Here is an 18,746-nt window from a genome sequence, read left to right on the forward strand (position 1 = left end):
TTCCGTGGCGAGATCGTGGTGCCGTCCATGGCTACGAAGAGCAGGGAGCGGGTGATCGTCCGGTTTAGCAATTTCGGCTCCCTGATCACGGCGGGTGCGGGCGGCCAGGTTCGCGACAGCGCCCTCGCCGTCGAGCGGCTGCACGAGGAGGACCGGGACAGGATCGCAGCCGCCTCGGCCGATCTCGGCTGCATGTACGTCCCCGGGCACCTACTGAGGGAGCGGTACGACGGAGGGAGCCTGGAGGACTGGCAGACCATGTGGTGGCACCGCTACTTCGACTACACGTGAGCCACTCCGACTCAGCAGCCGCGCCCACTCCGTCCGGGCCCGGCAATCTGCGGGACCAGACCGGCATCACTTTTCGAATACCGCACGGCAAGGGGATACACCCTTCCCCGGCCACATCGTCATGGCGGGGCTGGTATGAGTCCGGTTTTGGTGATGAATGCGTCGAGCAGGCCAGGCTGGTACTGCGTCTCAGGGCAGGTGCTCCGGCCGCTGGGATACACCCGCTACGGAGATCACCGTCACCCCGACCCGAAAACCTCAGTAGCCTCCTCGGGCAGTCAGCGACAGTTGCATGCGAGAGCCCACAGCAGAGAGCCATGCTCTAGCGGAGACGAGCCAGCAAGTGGGCGTCCAGGAAGCCCCGCTCGGAGGCCGGGTCGTGGAGCAGGCGCGCGAATGTGGCGAGCCCGGCCCCGGCCAGCAACTCGGCGAAGCGGTCCGCCGGCCAGCTATAGGCGGGTGTCACCTTGTGGTCGAAGCGGACTGGCTCGTGCGCGTCGGTCCCGAAGAACGAGACCAGGAGAAGGCCCCCCGGCGCCAGGACACGCGCCTGCTCGGCGAGCAGCGCGGGTAGTTCCCCAGGAGGGGTGTGGATCATCGAGTAGTGGGCCAGAACGCCGCCGAGCGCGCCATCCTCGACTGGGAGTGCCTCCATCCGGGCCTCGTCGAACTTCAGCGCCGGATGGGCCCGCCGGGCGTGGTCGACCATGGCCGGGGAGAGGTCGAGCCCAAAGGCATCCAGTCCCAGGTCGTGCAGCATGGCCGTCAGATGTCCGGGCCCGCAGCCGACGTCGGCCACCCGCGAATTCCCTGTTCCGCGTACCAGCTCGGCGAAGGTGCCGATCATGTTCCGCGCGAACGGCTGCGTCTCGAGTCGATTGGCGAACATCGACGCATATAACCCGACGACCCCGTCGTAGGCCGCCCTGGTCTCGTCCTGGTGCTCCGCCATGGGAAGGAAGTTAGCACCCCCTATACTCAGCTGTTCTCCGGCCCCATGCCGAATCCCGCGCCGTCACATCGGATGCGCTCGGCTACCAGGACAAGGTCACCACCCGGTGGCGCGACAAGCCGCTGGCGACCACAGTCGATCACCATCTGGCTGGACTCCGCAGAGAACTGGCGACAGTTGATCAGGCGACCGCACCAGTACCAAAGCCGGAGAAGCCCGCGAGTTCACGGAACCTGGAGGGCCCTCACGGGAACCCAAGGGTGGATGGTCGTAATCTCGTGGGTTCGGCCCCTGGGCTCAGGCGAACACGCGGAGGGGGGTGCCGAGCGGACCCGCCCCTGGGTGCCTTCCCCGGAGACGGTGCTGACACCGTCGGAACCATGAGAGCAGAAGGAACGACACCGGCACCGGACTCCCCCATGCAGAGTGGGCTCACGTCTCTGGGTGAGATGGCGTGCCGTTATCAGGCGGATGAGATCGCCCGGAGGATCTGCCGGTGATCGCTGCTGAGGCGCTCGCAGCCGGCCTGGACACCCCGAGCTTGTGCGGTAGCGCAATAGCTGCTCTTGGGGGTCGGTGCAGGTGACAACGTCGTTCATCAGCATGTGGTGCCCCGCCTCCTAAGGGCTTGACTCTGGCACTGGTGTCAGGGTTTAGCGTGCGGGCCATGAGCTGTCACAAGGCAGTTCACCAGGGAGGGAGTCGTGATGTCCGAACCTTCGACGGCGGTGGTGCTTGGCGGCGGTGGGCTCGCCGGTATCGGCTGGATGACCGGTGTACTCGCGGCACTGGAAGAGCAGCGGGTGCTCCAGCTGGACGCTGCGGACTACGTGATCGGTACTTCGGCGGGTGGCGCTGTCGCGGCCGCGGTCCTCCAGGCCGCGTCGGCTGGGGTGGAGTTCGACAGGATGACGCGGAAGTCGCGACGCAACGACGAGCTCGTGCCAGCGGTGGCGCTCGCTGATGTGCTTCCCGATGTTCTGGCCATCCATGGCAGTGGGGCCTCCCTGCAGGTGAAGGCGGAGAGGCTCGTGCGCTTGTCCCGGCAGCGGTCGGAGGTCAGCCCGTCCATTCGCCGTGCCGCCGTTGCCGGACGCCTCCGCGCCGACGCCTGGCCGAGCACGCGCCTGCACATCACAGCCGTGCGTGGCGATGGCAGCCGCACCGTCTTCACCAGCACGTCCGGAGTCGGCTTGGTGGACGCCCTCACCGCGAGCTGTGCTGTTCCGGGGATGTGGCCCGTGATGAGCATCAAGGGGGAGGATTACATCGATGGCGGTACGTTCTCCCTCACGCACGCCGATCTCGCGGGCCCTGCAGAGCGGGTGATCGTGCTGCGCCCCATTCCGGATCTGCCTCAGTATGTGACGGGCGAGTGCATGGCGGTGCTGGAGCGCGCCATGCTGATCGAGCCGTCGGAACGCGCTCGGGCCGGCTTCGGACGGGATCCTTTTGATCCGGACGTACGGGGCATTGCCGCGATCCTTGGCTACGAGGACGGTCTCACCGCGAGCGCTTCGCTCGCTGCCAGGATCGCAGCCGCGGGCTGAATGGGCATCCGGCCACCAGGTGCGGCCAAGGGCAGCGATCTCGGCTTTGGCGCGACCTGGGCATGCCCGAGGCGTGGCGGGTCATCAGGTGACAGCAGGACGCTGGGCGGTGCCGGGTGAGGTGCTGATCGCTCAACCGTACGATCGGCGTTGCGCCCGTATCCAGCGGCCCCGCACGGGGCGCGGCCCGCACGTGGGGGTGCGTCCATGCCTTTCGGCGTTTGGTCTGGGCAGTGGGGTCTTCAGCGAGTCGTGTCTCCCATGGTGGCTGTCACTGCACCGGCAACGCGGGGTTTCGCTAGGTTCGAGGCTTTTCTGGACCGGGGGGGGCAGGAGGAGGGCTGGTGGTACTACGAAGTCGGCTGTGGAGCCGACGGGTGATGGAGGGCCCAGCTTCTTCGGTCACTGAAGGCTTCGCGGCCCTTGCCCGGCGACGACCGGTCTGTCCGGGCCGTTGGTACGACGGTCGAGATGCGCTGGGGTAACGTCCTGTGGCTTTGTCCGGAGTGAGGGAGACGTCATGAAGACCGAGGTTCAAACAGCGCAGGAGCTAAAGGCTCTCCGGATTCTCACGCTCACGATGACCGTGCTCGGGGTGCCCAGCTTGATCGCCGGCCTGGTCTTCGCGGGAGTCTCGGTTTCCTTCTTGAGAGATGCGCAGCAGGTCCAGGGCACAGTGGTGGCCCTGGATTGGCGAGGGGACGCGGCGTACCCGGTGGTGGAGTTCACGCCGGTGGGTGGCGTGCCGAGGAAGTTGCGGGATTCAGCGGGTTCCAACCCACCGTCGTACGAGGTGGGTGAGCGGGTCGAGGTGCTCTACCGTCCGGATTCCCCTGGGGACGCACGGATCAAGAGGTTCCTCTCGCTATGGCTGCTGCCTCTGATCCTTGGTGGGATCGGGCTGCTGTTCACGGTGAGTGGCATCGTCATGGGTCTGGTGTCCCGACGACGTCGGAAGGCCCGGTCAGGCCCTGCCGGTCTCGGGTCCGCGGTCGTCAGTGGGGGTGCGTACGGTGCTGGTCATGGAGCTTGATGATCTCGACTGGCAGATGACGAACTACGGTGGGGTGGGGCCAAAGCTGGCGCGGTTTCTCGTGGAGCAGGGGCATCTCGATGTGGTGACGCGGGCGGCAGCGGAGCGGGGTGAGTGGTACTGCGCGCAGGAGGCCGTACGTGCTTTGTGTGCTCGGGGGGAGTTCCAGCGAGCCAGGTCAGTGATCGAGCCGTTCGTGGCCATCGGTTCGTCGTCCGCCAGGAATCTGGATGCCGAGGTCCTGATCGAGTGGGGGCGTATTGAGGAAGGCCTGAGCCTGGTTCGTCCTGGGCATCTGGGGCAAGCGTCGGACGGGCTGTGCATTGCCTACGCGGAGTTGTTGGTCAAGTCCGGGCTGGTGGATGAGGCCATCGATGTCCTGGCGCCTCGTGTGCGCAGTTGGTGGATCGCATCGTCCCTGGTGGAGATGACCGACAAGCAGGGGCGCGATGACCGTGTCCTGCGCTTGCTCGAGCCCCTGGCCTTCGAGGCGCGGCAGGCGGCGTCCGATTGCGCCCGGGACCGGGATTTGTCGTCCATGCAGGAACTGCACGCCATGGTCTTGGAGCGCGTCGGCCGGGCCGACGAGGCGATCCGTCTGCTCGGTATCGACTTCGCTGCCGGCCGGTTCTCTTCCCAGAACATCCTCATCTATTACGCCCGTCTTCTGGCCCGCCACGACCGGCTCGGCGAGCTGCGCGACCTGGCCACCGGGAGTGAGGCCGGCGTTGTCCTTGAGGTCTATGCCGATGCCTTGCGTGATCGTGGCCGGGCCGAGGAGGCGGAGGCTCTGGTGCGCGAGTTCATAGCCGTCACCGGCTGCCTCGGCCACCGTGCCTATCTCTCTCGGGTGCTTCTCGCCGATGGCCGGGTCGACGACGCTGTGGAGGTCGCTGAACCCGCTTTCGGTTACTACGACTGCGCGAACCTGTTGGTCCCTCTCGTCTATGGGCTCCTGGACCGGCCACAGGAGCTGCTGCGTGTCCTGGACCACCCCGGCGTCAAAGCCCAGGAAGATCACGAGGAGTACGGCGCCTGGTGGCGCCCGACCGCGCTGGCGAGCCTGGGCCGCCATGAGGAAGCCATCGACCTCCTCACGAGAAGCGGTGACAAGTCGACGGATCACGACACCATGACCGCGCATCTCCTGCACCTGGCCGGCCACACCGACATGGCCATCGCCCACCTGCGGACCGTGCCGTCTCTCAAGGCCCGCCAGGACCTGGGCGAGCTCCTGATCCAGCTGGGGCGCGCGGACGAAGGTCTCGCCGTTCTTCCCACCGTCGCCGAACAGCGCGCGGCTCAAGAGGCCAAGCCTCCCGTTGCCGCTGCCGTCGACGACAACGGCTACTCCGTCGATCCTCCGTTCTGACCGGGAGAGCCGGCTGAGGCCGTACTCCGAGCGCCGCGTTTGGGGGTGCAGTCGCCGAGGTGGTGGCCGTTGCGGGTGCTGATCAGCTGCTGGTGCGCTGGGTTTTCCGGGAGGTGGGGGCGGGGGTCAGCGGTGAGCCGTTCAGTGTCGTTTCTCCCGCGAAGGCCCACCACAGCTCGCCGTCCGAGGTCAGATAGGGGGCCCATGGGCCGACGGTGCCACCGTGCTCGAGGACATCGGCCACCTCTTCGAGGTAGGCGGCCAGCGACGGCCAGCCACCGTGGAAGCTTGCCGAGTCGTCATGCTGAGAACTCCCGATGCGGCCTCGGGCGGGGCCTTCGCGCATGTCGATGATCTGCGCGTCGCAATCACTGTGCGCCCACGGGATCCACTGGGGGTGCCACCAGGGCTCGCCTCCGTCCTCCTGCGGCTCGCAGAGATCGGGATCATCCCCGGCGAGCTCCACTGACGTCTGCCAGAAAGAGACCATCTCGGCGACAGGAACCGGGGGCTTTTCAGGGAACACGTTGGCCCACTCGGTCTGCCCGTCGTGGCAGGCCAACGAGTCCAGCAGGTCGGACGGAAACCGCAGGCCCATGTGCATCTGTGCCTTCTCGACCGTGCCTGGATCGGCAGGCGGAGCGAGCACGCGGAACGAGGCGGGGGCGTGGGTGCGCAGCCAGGCGTCGATCCGGCTCCACGACTCTCGCACGGGTGAAGGCTCATATGGTCCATGCATCCGACCATGATCCGCCAGCTGGCGGTCTTTGACGACGGTGACGTGGAACGTGCACAGTCACGGCATGACCACCATTGTCGAAGCAGCCTGGCACGAGATGCTGGCCACCGCCGGCGCACCTTCCCTGCCGACGGGATCACCGCAGCTGGAGCCTTTTGTCGAGCTGGTCCGGGTCGCGTATGACGAGCCGCTGCTGCGTCAGCTCTATCCCTGGACCGGAATGTGGGAGCTGCACTTCAGCAGGTGCACAGAGAGTCGCTACACCTGGGACATCCCCTACATTCGCACGCTGAGAGACGGCCGGTACTGCGTAGAAGGCCCCAGCAGGAGCAGCCTGCGCATCGCCGAGACGGACAGCGCGCAGGCTGCCATAGCGGCGGTCGTCGATCGCCTACCGCCGCACTGTGGCCCGGCTTTCATCGGGAGTGCGGAGGAACTGGACGCATACGACGAGGCCCAGGGCAGCAGGCGGTCGTTTCGGTGTGACGGCGGCGGCGACATGAGCCGTGAGAAGCTCTGAGGGCGGTTCTTGGTCAGGGGCGGTGGGCGTGGCCGTGCTCGTGGGCGGCAGCACCAGTAGTCTCTGAGGCCGCCGTTGCTGGTGAGCGCGAGGTGCATCTGGGGAATGGTTGCGGTTCCTTCCCTGTCGCGGCGATCCGGTGGTAGCGGCACCCGTCGCTACCCTGTGCTGCTATGACCGGCTCTGTGCAGCTCCCGCTGCTGTTTCTTGATGTCGACGGCCCGCTCATCCCCTTCGGGGCGGCACCCCAGCAGTATCCGACCTATGCGACCGAGCCCGGTCTGTACGGAGCCAACAGGAACCCGCTCCTGGCCCGGGTCAATCCTCAGCACGGCGCCAGCCTGGCCGCTCTTCCGTGTGAGGTGGTCTGGGCCACGACGTGGATGGATGAGGCAAACGAATGCATCGCTCCGTTGCTCGGCCTCCAGCAGCTCGCCGTGGTGGTCTGGCCGGAGCCGTCAGACACGGATGAGCAGGACGAACGCGCCGGACTGCACTGGAAGACCCGTGCCCTCGTCGAATGGGCTGCGGGGCGACCGTTCGTATGGGTGGATGACGAGCTCACCGACACGGATCGATCCTGGGTCGCCGCCCACCACCCCGCACGCGCTCTGCTCCATCGGGTCGATGCCCGCCTTGGCCTGACCGATGGTGACTATGCGGCTCTCAACTCGTGGCTGTGACAGCCGTTCGGGTCGGAGGAGGTCAGCCGGCAGTACTTGGCGGCGGTTGACCAGGGATAACGTGTGCTCATGGCGGAGGTACGCGGGTGGAGCTATGAGGGCACGGAGCTGGCGTGGATCCACGACCGGCTCGGGCGACCCGATGGCGGGCCTGGGCATGCGGTGTCCGAGCTTGTGCCGGGGTGCTTCGGCGCCTATCTGCGTATCTTCCACCCGTTCCAGGCCATGGATGGATCCGGTCGCACCTGCTCCTGGCGCACGTTGGCCGAAGCGTACGGGGTCCCCTTTCACGCCGAGCTGTCCCATCGGTCACTGCCGGCCGGGACTGCTCCATCCAGTGGGCCTTTGTGGCTGGCCGAGTCGGGCCAGCTTGACGACCGGAGCCGCCGGGCACTGCAGCGTTGCCTCGCTCCGGCGACGGGCGACCAACCGGTTTTCTACGCCTATGACCTGGTGGCCATGAGCGAGGATGTGGACTCGCCGATAGAACGCTGCTCGTCTTTGGCCGGCCTTGATTCCACGCATGCGGCTGTGCGTACCGAAATCGGCGATGTGGACGGTCCGGAGTTCTGGTGGCCGCAGGACCGAAGCTGGGTGGTCACCAGCGACCACGACCTACTCTCCACCTACATCGGCTGCTCAACCGAGACAGCACGACGTATCCTGCAAGCCGACGAGCTCGAGGTTTTGCCCGTTACGCAGCAGACCCGCGTCGACTTCTATGCCGACGAGAGCGGGCACCTCCGGTGAGCCTCGCCGGGGAGCCCTGACGCGACCCACCAGACAGGACCGGGGCTGCGGGCACGGCCGTCTCCTGACCGTGCCTGTACGGGGGCTTTGCGAAAACGCTGCGTGACTGAAGTGGGGCTCCCGGGCCCGCGAAGGCGCCCCCGAATTCGCCGGTGGGCCGGGGTCTTCGCGTCGGGGCTGGTGCAGCCAGTGCCACGCTGCCGAGACGGTCGCGAGGGTCGCCTCTACCCCACCTCTCCCAGCAGGGCTTCAACCTCTCCGCTTGATCACCGGTCTGCTTGCGGACAGACTGCGCACCATGAGGTTCAAAGGCATACCCACCGGCCCACCGACCACGGACGTCGAGGCGGACCTCATCCATGCAACGGCAGGCTCACCAGTGAGTACCGACCTGCCCCGCTTCCGCTACCACCCCGACCCTGTCGCAAGCGGGTCCGTCCGTGAGAGCGCCGAGGCCTGCGCCTGCTGCAACCGCAGCACGGGGTGGATCTACACCGCTACCTTCTATACGGCCCAAAATGTCAGTGGGAGATTCTGCCCCTGGTGCATCGCCAACGGCAGTGCCGCTGAACGATTCGAAGGTGAATTCACCGACGCATACGGGCTCGACGGGGTCAGTGAGGAGACCTTGAAGGAGGTCACCCGCTGCACCCCCGGCTTCCATGCCTGGCAGGATCCGCACTGGCTTGTCCACTGCGACGACGCGGCTGCTTTCATCGGCGAGGTCGGATACAGCGAGCTGGCAGCCCATCCCGAGGCACTCGACCGGCTGCGGCTCGACCTTCGGATGGGTGGTTGGCACGACGCGTCCCAGCTCGATACCTTCCTGAACCATCTCGGGCAGGGGGCAAGCGCGATGCTCTTCCGCTGTACCGTCTGCGGCACTCATCTCGCCTACGCCGACGCTTCCTAGCCACTGCCAGCCCCCGGCCGACCCGCGTCCCTTCCCTGCAAAGGCCCCACAGCCAGCGGGAGCGGTTCGTTACGAGGGGTGGCGGTAATCAAGCGGCCGGGCCATAGCCGTGCTGGTCGAGACGGGGCGGAAGATTCCTGTCAGCCCCGCCAGGCAGTGGCCCTCCCTGGCATTCCCCGGTTCAGGCTGTCCTCCCCGGTGGGGCCGTTGCTCGCGGTGCAGCTGGTGCCCAGGTAACTGTCGACAGCGACGGACTGACCGCCCGGCCGCCGTTGCCGCACGTACCCCGTAGCCACATCCCGCTTCAGCGGATCGACAAGACGTGGGCCGCCGCCGCCTCGTGCCCCGAGCGCGGATGAGCGGGGAGGTCGACGAGGCCGAAGCCGATCCGGGTCCAGACTGCGTGGAGGAGTCAACAGTGGAGCCCTTGCCGGACGGCGCTGGGTAATCCGGCGAGTTTTCAAGGCCTGGCGGCCCGTCCGCTCACACACCACTCGCGCAAACGGCTCCGTGACGAGGAGTCCGAGGCCGAATAGAACGCCTCTCTGGGGAGAATCACCAGGGTCGGCGCTTTGCTGCCGCCAACGCCAAGGCAACGCAGGCGGCGGCACACCGACTCATCGAACGCCAGCAACCCGACCGAGTCCGCCACACCCCACTCCGACCTGGCGAGACCACAGGATCGGCGCCTTGGCGCGACTGCGCGGGTGGGGGCTATTCCAACAACCGTTGCCTGATCAGCGCCATGACCTCCGCGCGACTGCGCTTGCCGTTGTCTGAGGCGTGGAGGTGGTTGCCGATGCGCACCGAGACGGCGATCAGGCAGCGGGCCTCGACCTCGTCCTCGTCGGGGCAGAAGGAGGAGAACAGCGAACGCAGGTAATCCATACGGCGGTTGTCCACGCAGCGCAGTCGCTCGGCGACGGCCGCGTCACGGCGGGCCCACTCGCGGATCGCCAGATCGGCGGTGGTACCCCGCACCGGCCCGTCGGTGGCCGCGGCGACGATGGCGAACAGTCGCTCCAGTCTGGCCCTGGCGTCTCCCCCGCCGCTCTCCACCTGCTCGATCACTCTCTCGGCGACCTCGCACTCCCAGGTGTCGAGCATTTCTGTCAGCAGCGCGTCCCGGTTGCGGAAGTACCCGTAGAAGCCGCCCTTGCTGACGCCGAGTGCCTGCGCCAGCACCTCGATCCGGACTGCTTCCGGGCCGCCTGCGGCGAGTGCCCGCAAGCCTTCCTCGATCCACTTGCCGCGTGGTGTGCGCGTCGCACCCATGGTGTGTGCCTCCTCACATCCTCGCCAAGCATACGGTGGCGTATAGATGACTCCAAGCGGGTATCTGTACGCCACCGTATAGATACCCGCATGGAGAGGAGCCCGCTCATGCGGCTTCCCCGAACCGCCCACACCAGCCTCCCCTGGCGGATCCACGAGATCGCCGGCGACTTCACGGTTGAGGACGTGTGGGCACTGCCCACCCCCGGCGGACCCGACGACCTTGTGTGGCTGGTGCGCCAGTTCGCCGAAGGAATCAGGGGCGGGGTGAGCGGAGAAGGTCCCGTCTCCCGCGTGCTCTTCGCCGTCCGCTGGAAGCTCGGGGCGCTGCTCGGCTGGGACAAGTCCGATACCGGCATCGGCACCCGGCTGCCCTCCCTGCGCGACCGTTTGCCGAAGGACCTCCGCGAGGGTTCTCAGGGTCCCGACCTCGGCTCTTCTCCGTTCACCTCGCTCTACCTGAGGGACGACGAGTGGGCCGCCGAGATGGGCAACAAGACCGTGCACGCAGTGATGCACATCGGCTGGGTCCCGGACGGGGCCGGGGGCTACCGGGGCCAGATGGCCGTCCTGGTGAAGCCGAACGGGTTTTTCGGAACCCTCTATATGGCCGCTATCAAGCCTTTCCGGTACGCCGGGGTATACCCGGCGCTGATGCGCTCCATCGCCCGCGAGTGGCAGGCGAACGCCGCCAGCCGGGTCGCGCGCTGACGCGGTGCCACTATGGCCTGTCCGGCGGGTCATAAGCGGAGTCAGAGGCGAATGGCAGCAACATTCACGGTACAGGTGCCGACGTGGCCCGCGAGCTCGAGACCGTCGCTGACCAACGCCGTTCGCAGCCGCTCGGTCCGCCGGTTGAACCGGCAGGTGAGCCCAGGTGCCTGCTCGGCGAACGCCTGGTGCGAACTGGAGCTCTCCGCGCGGGTGAACCGACGGGCCCGTGGTGGCACCACGATGTACTTGCCGGGCGCCGGCAGATCGCGGGGGAATCACAGGCGACGGACTCGACGGATTTCCAGATGTCCGGCTGGTTCGTCCCGGATGCGACGTCGATGGCTCTGGCCCTCCCTCGATCTCTATGCGAACTGCCTGGAGGAAGTCCCCGATGATGACGGTGCTCTGGCGCGTGAACGTGTCTGCGTATGCCACAGCGGCGCGGTGTGTGCGAGAACCGCCTCAAGGCCATCGAATGGGATAGGGGTGGGCGCGGGCAGCGTCGAAGAGGGGGTCGAGTGGGTCTCCCTCGTACCCGACGACGAGGCAGGCCGCAGCCACCAGTTCTCGGGAAAGCTCCATGAGCCGGGCCAGAGCCATCGTCTCGGATGGCAGTCCGGCCGGGTCGAAACCGAGTGCCCGGGCCACACGGTCGCGTCGCCGATCGAGGTCAGGCAGGTCCTCCCGGTCCTCGTCGGCGATTGCCCGGAGTTCTTCGGCTGTCCGACCGGGAGCGTCACGCCACCACGGCGCCACGAGACACAGCCGCACCAGCTCCGGGAGCCCGAGCGCGAGCGGGCCGGCCTCGCCGTCGAGGCTCACATATACCACTGGGCGTTCCTCGCCTCCCTCGTCTACGAAGCAGAACGCGTCCCCCGAAGCGGCCCGCGCGAACCGCTCCAGCCGGGCCCCGGAGGCGAGCCGGACCCCCTCCTCCAGCATGTGGGGAACCGGGTCCGTCACGTCCAGGTCTGCGACTCCGGCAAAGAACGCGACGGCCTCCTCGTCGGTTGCCAGGAGAGGCAGCGATGCCCCTGGGGCGTCCGGGCCGAAGGGTGCGCCAGGTCCGGCTGGTACGTTCGATACGTTCAAGCTGGAGCAAGCCGTCCGAGGCTGTCGACGGGCCAGCCCAGCCGGGCGGGATCGCCCTCGCCCGACACGCGGCGCGTATGCCTCCGGGCCGTGCGCGTAGGACCCGCAGGCGCCCCCAATGACGTCCGCGGCCGCGTACTCGGCGTGGCCGACGCGCCGGTTGGTGAGACCGACGGCCTCGTCGCCGGCTCTTTAAGACGTTGTTGCATCTGGCGGGTTCGTCAACCTTCGACCGTGATGATCAGGGAGCGTCTTGTCCCGGACGGGTTATGGGAGTTGTTCCAGCGGGTGGTGCCGGTGGCGCCGACACGTCCACAAGGCGGCGGGCGATGCTCTTGAGGCCTGTTCGGCTCAGGCGGCGTTGCGGGCCTTGCGGCGGTGTACGACGGCGGCCGGGCCGCCACCGGCGACGATCAGGGCGCTGGCCGCACCGGCGATCGCGGCGGTGTTGTCGTTGGTGCCGGTCTCGGCGAGTGCGGAGCTCTTGTCAGCCGTGCCGGTCGTGGCGGGGCTGGAGCCCTGGTCGGCGGCCGAAGGCGTGGTGGCCCGCGCGGGCGCGGGGGCGTTGGCCTTCATCGTCTTGGTGATCCAGTTCACGTAGGCGGGTGCGCTGGTGTAGAGGCCGGGGCCCTCGGAGCACGGCGCCTTCGGGGCGCCGGGCCCGGAGGTGACGCCGATCAGCTCCCAGCGGTCGCCCCGCCCCTTCTTGATCTGCGGTCCGCCGGAGTCGCCGAAGCAGGCCATGGACTTCGGCTTGGTGGTGATCGTGCACAGGCGCGTGCGGTCCGCGTAGCCGGGCGCGCATTCGGACTCGGCGCCCCTGCGGGTGTTCAGCTCCTGCAGCCGGTCGGGGAAGGTGAGTTTGGTGTCGCTGGTGGTACCGAAGCCCAGGAGCCGGGTGGGTGTGCCGGGCCGCCCGGGCTCGTCGGCGATCTTGATGGGCTTCTGGGTGACTGGGCGGTCCAGGCGTATCAGCGCGATGTCGTTCTTGTTGGCGGCCTTGTTGTCACCGTTGACGTAGCCGGGGTGGACGAAGGACCGGTCGATCTTGCGGACGGTGCCGCCGGACTTGCGGTGGTCGGTGCCGATGCGCACGATGCCGTCGAGTTCGATGCCCTCGACCGCGAGGCAGTGGGCCGCCGTCAGCACCCACTGCCGGTCGATCAGCGACGCCCCGCAGTTCCCGTCGATCAGCCCCTGCGACGGCGCCGACTCCGGGATGACCGCCATGAAGGGGTAACTCTCGCTGGAGTCCGACCCGTTGACGAGGGCTGTGGCGCTGCCAGCCATCACGGTGGTGCAGGCCGCGACGGCGAGGGCGCCGACGAAGGCAGTGCGGACGGTACGGCGGCCCAGGGGCTTGAAACTGAACACAGATGGTTCCCTTTTGCTTGGTGGATCTGTGCATTCAGCCTCGTCGTGCCGGGTCAGGCAGACCATCCGGGCAACGGGTCGGTCGGTCCTGTGGGCAGCCCTACCTGCGCACGGGGGAAACTCGGAGGCCGGAACAAGGAGAATCCGGCAGAGCACGGATCGGTGCCGGCATCTGCCGTGCTGCTACAACGAGTCCGGCATCGGGAACGCCAACGTGTCGCAGGTCGGTGAGCTGCGCGGTTACTGGGTTGCCAGCGGCGCCCAGTGGCATGAGCCGGAGCTGCGGCCGGCCGACTGGGATCTGCTGAAGCAGCTCGCCACCATTTCGCCCGGGTGGCGGTGATCCGGACCGTCAGGAGCACCCCGGCTTGGCGGGTCGGCGATAGCAGATGAGGGCGGCGGCAATGCCGGCGAAGGCTAGGAAGCGCTCGGCATTGCGCTCGTAGCGGCGATGCAGGCGGCGGAAGCCGCCCAGCCAGCTCACTGTGCGCTCGACGGTCCACCCGTGCCGGCCGAGGCGGGTGGAGGACTCTACCCCCCGGCGGGCGATGCGAGGCGTGATGTTGCGGGTGCGTAGCCATTTCCGCAGGTGATCGTAGTCGTAGCCCTTGTCGGCATGGAGCTTGGCAGGCCGGCGCCGCCGGGGACCTCCGCACGAGCGGATGGGCGGTATGCCGCGTACCAGGGGTTCGAGTCCGAGGCTGTCGTGGGTGTTCGCGGCGGAGATGCCGATGGAGAGGGGCAGACCGGTCCGCTCGGTAATCAAGTGGATCTTCGATCCGTTCTTTCCCCGATCGACAGGATTCGGGCCTGTCAGATCCCCCCTTTCATCGCGCGCATATTCACGGAGTCGATCGCGCACCGCGACCAGTCCAGATCGCCGCGCGAGCCCAGCTCGTCAAGCACCAGGCGGTGGAGCTTGCCCCATACCCGGGCCTGGCTCCACTCGGTGAAGTGCCGGTACACCGTCGGCCACGATGGACTGAACGTCTCCCCCGGTCCCCGTAGTGTCGTCGCCCGCCGCCTTGCGAACCCCGCCAGATCGCTGTCCTGGCCCGGCGGGAAGGCGGCCGGCCGCAAGTTGTGCAGCGGCTACAGCCGGCCGTGTCGTGTCCACGGCCCGAGCTTCTTCGGGCTGCGGATCGCCCAGATCCGGGTGACGCGGCCGTCGGAGACGTCGAACGAGGCTACGGTCATGACGACGCCGGCACGCTGGGCCACCAGGCCCGGCACACCGTTGACCGACCGCTCCAGGAGTTCGAGCCCCGGAGACTTGTCGGCAATGGCGATCATGTACTGGGCTATGCGCGCGCCGCCCTCGACGGGGCGCAGGACGGTGCCGACCATGCCGCCGCCGTCAGCGGTCATCACGGCGGCCGGATCGAGGAGGCCGACGAGGGCTGTGATGTCCCTGGCCTCCCATGCCTCTTTGACGTGCTTCACCACGTCGGCCTGACCGGTCGTCGTCATCGGAGCGCGCGCGACGCTCACTCGTCGCCGAGCGGAGGCCGCCAGTTGTTTGCAGGCCGCGGGTGTCCGGCCGAGAACGTCGGCGATCTCGGTGAACGGGTAGCGGAAGACATCGTGGAGAACGAACGCCACCCGCTCCGCGGGCGTCATCGACTCCAGGACGACGAGGAAGGCCATGGTCACCGATTCGTCCAGGACGATCTGGTCGGCGGGATCCGCAGGGCCGGTGGGGTCGACGTCGCCCGCATGGTTCCACTCGGTGCGGTCGGGCAGCGGCTCGGGCAGCCACGCGCCGACGTAGCGTTCACGGCGGACCCGCGCCGAGCCGAGCAGGTCCAGGCAGATGCGGCTGGTCACCGTCGTCAGCCAGGCGCCGGGAGACAGGATCTCCTCCCGCCGGCTTCGCGACAGCCCGTACCAGCGTGCAAAGGCATCTTGTACCGCGTCCTCGGCCTCGGTCACCGAACCGAGCAACCGGTAAGCGACATTGATCAGGTGACGTCGCTCGCCTGCTATCTCCTCTGCACTGCCTCCGGCAGTCCCCATACGTTCTTCCGCCCCCTCGCCTTACCTTTCGCAGGCCCGCGTCGTCGGGATGGTGAGACCTTATCGACCTACTGCCCGAAGGCAGGGCGGAAAAGGGGACTGCGACATGGCCACTCAGATGACGAAGACGGCGAGGGCGGCGAGGGCGGCGAACGCACGACGCAGCTCCTCGTTCCTGCGGATGGCGATCGCCCTGCAGACCCTGACCATCTTCCTTCAGGCAGTCTCTGCCGGGCTTCTGCTGACTTCCTCCTACGGAGAGACACTGCACAGTGTCGGAGCCCGGGTGATGTACGGGGCATCGATGTTGTACGTGTTCGCCGCGGTGCTGGCGTGGAAGTGGGGCGGCGGCTCGGCCCGGTCAATCTGGCACGCGTCAGGTTTTCTCGTGCTCGCTTCGGTTCAGGTCGTGCTCGGCATCGCGCATGTCCCGTCGGTCCATCTCCCCTTGGGCGTCTTGATGTTCGGCCTGAGTGTGCTGGCGCTGGTAAGACGCTGAGGTTCGATACGTGGCTGCCTGGGGTCGTCCTACGGGAAGGAAGTCCCGGTTTCCAGCACGGTGGGGTCGGCGGGGGCCTTCTGCCGGGGCAGCAGGCCGGGGCCGGGGTCTCCCAGGGCGCGGTGGGTGAGTTCCAGGACCATGGTGATGACCTTGTCGGCGTCGATGGCCTCGCGGGTGGAGATCAGGTCGTCGAGGAGGCCGTCCGTGGCGTGGTAGACCATGCGGAAGGCGGCGGCGGGGTCGGTGGCGTGGAAGGCTCCGGCGTGGGCGCCTCGGGCGACGAAGTCGCAGATGAGGTCGATGACGCGCTGGTTGGCCTGTTTGCAGATCTCCAGGGACTTGGCGTTGGCGGAGCCGTAGACGATGCGGTGCAGTTCGGCGTTGCGCACGGCGTGGTGGATGAGGGCGGTCAGGAGGCGGTCGATCGTGGGCCACCAGGCCGAGCCTTCGCCGAGGATGCTCTGGGTGGTGGTGACGATGGCATCGACGTAGCGCTCCCAGAGCGCTCCGAGGAGGTGGTCCTTGGAGTCGAAGTAGAGGTAGAACGTGCCTTTGCCGATGTCGGCGGCGTTGGTGAGGTCGGTGATGGTGGCTTGGTTGAAGCCGACGGTTCCGAAGACCTCCTCACCCGCACGCAGGATGTCCTCTCGGCGGTGGTCCTGGCTCTTGGTGACTCGCTTGCGTCGCGTGCGCGGTGTCATCGGCACACCTCCATCCGCTGTGCCCCATGAGGTTGGGACGATTTCGCCAGAACTATATCTGACCGACCGCCGGTCACACATGACTGACCGCTGGTCAGTGGTTGACTAGGCCCATCGATCCTGTTTGACTGACCGCCAGTCACTCAGGCGGATGCCTGCCGCCGAGCTGACCACCGGCCGGCCCAACCCCCGGGGCCGGCCGGGCATCATCACAGGTCACCCGCTCTCTTGAGGACGAGATGACAACGCAGCACGTCACACCCCCCGCAGTGGTACCCCAGCCGACCGGGAGCAGGGGGAGGTTCTGGGCCATCGCCTACACACTGCTGTTCTTACTCACCGGGACCAACGTCCCCACACCCCTCTACCGCGGCTTCCAGGAGCAGTTCGGCTTCTCGCCGCTGATGGTGACCCTGATCTTCGCGGTCTACGTGGCGGCCCTCGTCCCGTCCCTGCTGATCTTCGGGCCGCTCTCCGACGCCATCGGCCGGCGCAAGGTCCTGGTCCCGGCCGTGATCGTCGCCGCGCTCGGCTCCGCCGCCTTCGCCATGGCCACCAACGTCGCCTGGCTCTTCGGCGCCCGTCTGCTCCAGGGCCTCGCCGTCGGTGCGGCCTCCGGCGCGCTGACCGCCGCCCTCAACGAGGCCGAACCCACCGGCAACCGCCGCCGCGCCGCGCTGGTCTCCACCGTCGCCTCCGTCGGCGGCCTGGGCACCGGCCCCCTCCTCGCGGGCATCCTCGCCGAGTACGCGCCCGCGCCCTACAAGCTCCCGTTCATCGTCGAGATCATCCTGCTGGTGCCCGCGTTCATCGCCGTGCTGCTCCTGCCGGCCGCCCGCCCGGCCACCAAGTGGCGGCCCCGGCGCCCGTCGATCCCCCCGTCCGTGCGCGGCGTCTTCGGCACCAGCGGCACGGCCAGTTTCCTCGCCTTCACCGTCGTCGGGCTCTTCCTCGCCCTGGTGCCCACCTACGTCACCAAGCTCTCCGGCAGCACCAACCTCGCGCTCGCCGGCGGTGCCGTCACCCTCATGCTCGCCTGCTCCTGCCTCGCCCAGCTCCTCTCCTACGGCAAGCAGGCCCGCATCCTCCAGATCACCGGCCTCGCGCTCCTCGCCGGCGGCCTCGTCCTGCTCGCCGTCGCCGGAGGCATCTCCTCCCTGCCGCTGCTGCTCGTGGCCACCGTCATCGGCGGCGTCGGTCAGGGCATGGCCTTCCTCGGCAGCATCACCGAGGTCAACCGCACCGCTCCCCCGGACCGCCACGCCGACGTCATCTCCAGCTTCTACGTCGTGGTCTACCTCGGCGTCGGCGTACCCGTCATCGGCGTCGGCCTTCTCGCCCGCACCATCCCCCTCCTCCAGGCCGTTCAGTGGTTCTCCGCCGTTGTCGCCGTCCTCTGCCTCATCGACCTGATCGCTCTCTCCCGCCGCAAGCAGACCGCCTGACGACACGCATGCGGCCCCAGGCCGGTATCGATACCGGCTCACACGACTCCGAACTCCTGGAAGAGACAGCTGATGGACCTCACCGACCTCACCGACGCCTATCAAAGACTCGTCAAAGCGGCTGAAGGCATCACCGACGCCTCGCCGATCACGGACGCCGAGCGCGCTGACGTGGCATGGCTGCTGGCGCACATCGCTCTCAGCGATCGCGTCCTGACGACCGCGGCGCGCGAGCTGCTCGGCGGTGCTACCAGCGTCGTCGTCGACAACCAGCCCGCCATGGACACCCGGGCCATCGACGACCTGATCGCCGGCACGACCCACCTCCAGCGCATCGAGGTACTGCACCGCAACGCCGTGGAATTGATGGACCTGCTGGACCTGATGCCCAAGAGCGCCTGGAGCGCCGACGTCGAGCTGCGCATCCACGACCGCGACGGCCGTCATGTCTCGGACTCCCAGCTGACGTGGTCCGGCCTCATCGACATCCGCGCCAAGCAGAACATCCCCGGCCACGCCGTCCGGCTGGCCGAACTCGGCAATCGCGGGTGATCCCACCCGGCAGTGGGGCGACGCTCTCCGGCTTCGCCCCACTCCACCGCGCCACACAGAGAGTCCGGGTGGGTTCCCGACCCCTCTCCCGAGGACTGGGAACCCACCCGGACTGTCTGTATCGCCAACGCGGCGGAGAGGGCAGGATTCGAACCTGCGCGGGCCGGAGCCCGGCTGAGGTAGTACCTCGAGCCCCCGTTGGGCCACTTCGGGTACCTCTCCTTGTCGAGCCGTGGAACCACGAGTTGTGGGGGGTGCCAGTGGTTCCCCCG

20 protein-coding genes, 1 tRNA gene and 1 pseudogene are annotated in these 18,746 nt (G+C 67.8%); 13 read left to right on the top strand and 9 right to left on the bottom strand.

All coding sequences use genetic code 11. The features are described from left to right. Window positions 1-27 precede the first annotated feature (27 nt). A complete protein-coding gene (locus IE096_RS29150) occupies window positions 28-291 on the top strand; it encodes a hypothetical protein (RefSeq protein WP_189456785.1) in 264 nt (87 codons plus the stop codon). 322 nt (window positions 292-613) lie between these two features. Here the strand turns inward: IE096_RS29150 and IE096_RS29155 are convergent, their stop codons facing one another. Next, window positions 614-1,243: a class I SAM-dependent methyltransferase gene (locus tag IE096_RS29155; RefSeq protein ID WP_189456787.1), complete on the bottom strand. Its 630-nt coding sequence runs from the start codon at window positions 1,241-1,243 to the stop codon at window positions 614-616. Between the two features lie 707 nt (window positions 1,244-1,950). Here IE096_RS29155 and IE096_RS29160 point away from each other — a divergent pair. From IE096_RS29160 to IE096_RS29170, 3 genes are all read left to right on the top strand, one after another. Then, window positions 1,951-2,793 (top strand): patatin-like phospholipase family protein, encoded by an 843-nt coding sequence (locus IE096_RS29160; protein WP_189456790.1) that lies wholly within the window; start codon window positions 1,951-1,953, stop codon window positions 2,791-2,793. 520 nt (window positions 2,794-3,313) lie between these two features. Further along, on the top strand, window positions 3,314-3,826 hold the full coding sequence (locus IE096_RS29165; RefSeq protein WP_229820688.1) for a DUF3592 domain-containing protein: 513 nt from the start codon (window positions 3,314-3,316) through the stop codon (window positions 3,824-3,826). Beyond that, window positions 3,816-5,198 carry a tetratricopeptide repeat protein gene (locus IE096_RS29170; protein WP_189456792.1) on the top strand — a complete coding sequence of 461 codons (1,383 nt, stop codon included), beginning with the start codon at window positions 3,816-3,818 and terminating at the stop codon, window positions 5,196-5,198. Before IE096_RS29165 ends, IE096_RS29170 begins: the two co-directional genes overlap by 11 nt. A gap of 82 nt (window positions 5,199-5,280) precedes the next feature. On the opposite strand, the gene IE096_RS29175 is transcribed toward IE096_RS29170, so the two are convergent. Next, window positions 5,281-5,910 carry an SMI1/KNR4 family protein gene (locus IE096_RS29175; protein ID WP_229820689.1) on the bottom strand — a complete coding sequence of 210 codons (630 nt, stop codon included), beginning with the start codon at window positions 5,908-5,910 and terminating at the stop codon, window positions 5,281-5,283. A gap of 91 nt (window positions 5,911-6,001) precedes the next feature. Between IE096_RS29175 and IE096_RS29180 the strand changes: the two genes are divergently transcribed. From IE096_RS29180 to IE096_RS29195, 4 genes are all read left to right on the top strand, one after another. Beyond that, window positions 6,002-6,457: a DUF6193 family natural product biosynthesis protein gene (locus IE096_RS29180; RefSeq protein WP_189456796.1), complete on the top strand. Its 456-nt coding sequence runs from the start codon at window positions 6,002-6,004 to the stop codon at window positions 6,455-6,457. A gap of 173 nt (window positions 6,458-6,630) precedes the next feature. Then, on the top strand, window positions 6,631-7,140 hold the full coding sequence (locus tag IE096_RS29185) for an HAD domain-containing protein (RefSeq protein WP_189456798.1): 510 nt from the start codon (window positions 6,631-6,633) through the stop codon (window positions 7,138-7,140). Between the two features lie 69 nt (window positions 7,141-7,209). Next, window positions 7,210-7,890, top strand: coding sequence for a hypothetical protein (locus tag IE096_RS29190; RefSeq protein WP_189456800.1), 681 nt, complete (start codon window positions 7,210-7,212; stop codon window positions 7,888-7,890). Window positions 7,891-8,152: 262 nt separating this feature from the next. Then, window positions 8,153-8,803, top strand: coding sequence for a CbrC family protein (locus tag IE096_RS29195; protein WP_229820690.1), 651 nt, complete (start codon window positions 8,153-8,155; stop codon window positions 8,801-8,803). 714 nt (window positions 8,804-9,517) lie between these two features. Here IE096_RS29195 and IE096_RS29200 read toward each other — a convergent pair. Beyond that, window positions 9,518-10,078 (bottom strand): TetR/AcrR family transcriptional regulator, encoded by a 561-nt coding sequence (locus IE096_RS29200; RefSeq protein WP_189456802.1) that lies wholly within the window; start codon window positions 10,076-10,078, stop codon window positions 9,518-9,520. Window positions 10,079-10,186: 108 nt separating this feature from the next. Here IE096_RS29200 and IE096_RS29205 point away from each other — a divergent pair, with 108 nt between their 5' ends. Then, window positions 10,187-10,789, top strand: a complete 603-nt coding sequence (locus IE096_RS29205) for a DUF2867 domain-containing protein (protein ID WP_189456804.1) — start codon at window positions 10,187-10,189, stop codon at window positions 10,787-10,789. Window positions 10,790-11,254: 465 nt separating this feature from the next. On the opposite strand, the gene IE096_RS29210 is transcribed toward IE096_RS29205, so the two are convergent. Both IE096_RS29210 and IE096_RS29220 read right to left on the bottom strand, forming a co-directional pair. Further along, window positions 11,255-11,884, bottom strand: a complete 630-nt coding sequence (locus tag IE096_RS29210; protein WP_229820691.1) for a hypothetical protein — start codon at window positions 11,882-11,884, stop codon at window positions 11,255-11,257. 351 nt (window positions 11,885-12,235) lie between these two features. Beyond that, on the bottom strand, window positions 12,236-13,258 hold the full coding sequence (locus IE096_RS29220; protein ID WP_308430392.1) for a S1 family peptidase: 1,023 nt from the start codon (window positions 13,256-13,258) through the stop codon (window positions 12,236-12,238). Between the two features lie 214 nt (window positions 13,259-13,472). On the opposite strand from IE096_RS29220, the gene IE096_RS31930 reads away from it, so the two are divergent. Next, entirely contained in the window at window positions 13,473-13,601 is a 129-nt protein-coding gene (locus tag IE096_RS31930) for a hypothetical protein (RefSeq protein ID WP_268248365.1), read from the top strand. Between the two features lie 9 nt (window positions 13,602-13,610). Here the strand turns inward: IE096_RS31930 and IE096_RS29225 are convergent. Continuing rightward, window positions 13,611-14,221 (bottom strand): annotated as a pseudogene (locus IE096_RS29225) (IS5 family transposase); the annotation flags it as partial. Window positions 14,222-14,350: 129 nt separating this feature from the next. Continuing rightward, the gene (gene sigJ / locus IE096_RS29230) at window positions 14,351-15,274 is read right to left on the bottom strand and encodes an RNA polymerase sigma factor SigJ (RefSeq protein WP_189456808.1); all 924 of its coding nucleotides are present in this window, start codon (window positions 15,272-15,274) and stop codon (window positions 14,351-14,353) included. A 106-nt stretch (window positions 15,275-15,380) separates the two neighbouring features. Between sigJ and IE096_RS29235 the strand changes: the two genes are divergently transcribed. Then, window positions 15,381-15,773 carry a hypothetical protein gene (locus IE096_RS29235; RefSeq protein ID WP_189456810.1) on the top strand — a complete coding sequence of 131 codons (393 nt, stop codon included), beginning with the start codon at window positions 15,381-15,383 and terminating at the stop codon, window positions 15,771-15,773. 29 nt (window positions 15,774-15,802) lie between these two features. Here IE096_RS29235 and IE096_RS29240 read toward each other — a convergent pair whose 3' ends face one another. Beyond that, window positions 15,803-16,477 (bottom strand): TetR/AcrR family transcriptional regulator, encoded by a 675-nt coding sequence (locus IE096_RS29240; protein WP_189456812.1) that lies wholly within the window; start codon window positions 16,475-16,477, stop codon window positions 15,803-15,805. A 269-nt stretch (window positions 16,478-16,746) separates the two neighbouring features. Here IE096_RS29240 and IE096_RS29245 point away from each other — a divergent pair, with 269 nt between their 5' ends. Continuing rightward, window positions 16,747-17,922 (top strand): MFS transporter, encoded by a 1,176-nt coding sequence (locus tag IE096_RS29245; RefSeq protein ID WP_229820692.1) that lies wholly within the window; start codon window positions 16,747-16,749, stop codon window positions 17,920-17,922. 72 nt (window positions 17,923-17,994) lie between these two features. After that, window positions 17,995-18,474, top strand: a complete 480-nt coding sequence (locus IE096_RS29250) for a hypothetical protein (RefSeq protein WP_189456816.1) — start codon at window positions 17,995-17,997, stop codon at window positions 18,472-18,474. Between the two features lie 133 nt (window positions 18,475-18,607). On the opposite strand, the gene IE096_RS29255 is transcribed toward IE096_RS29250, so the two are convergent. Further along, window positions 18,608-18,696 (bottom strand) — tRNA-Ser (locus IE096_RS29255). Window positions 18,697-18,746 lie beyond the last annotated feature (50 nt).

Source organism: Streptomyces abikoensis, from assembly GCF_014648775.1.
In the GTDB taxonomy this organism is placed as follows: domain Bacteria; phylum Actinomycetota; class Actinomycetes; order Streptomycetales; family Streptomycetaceae; genus Streptomyces; species Streptomyces abikoensis.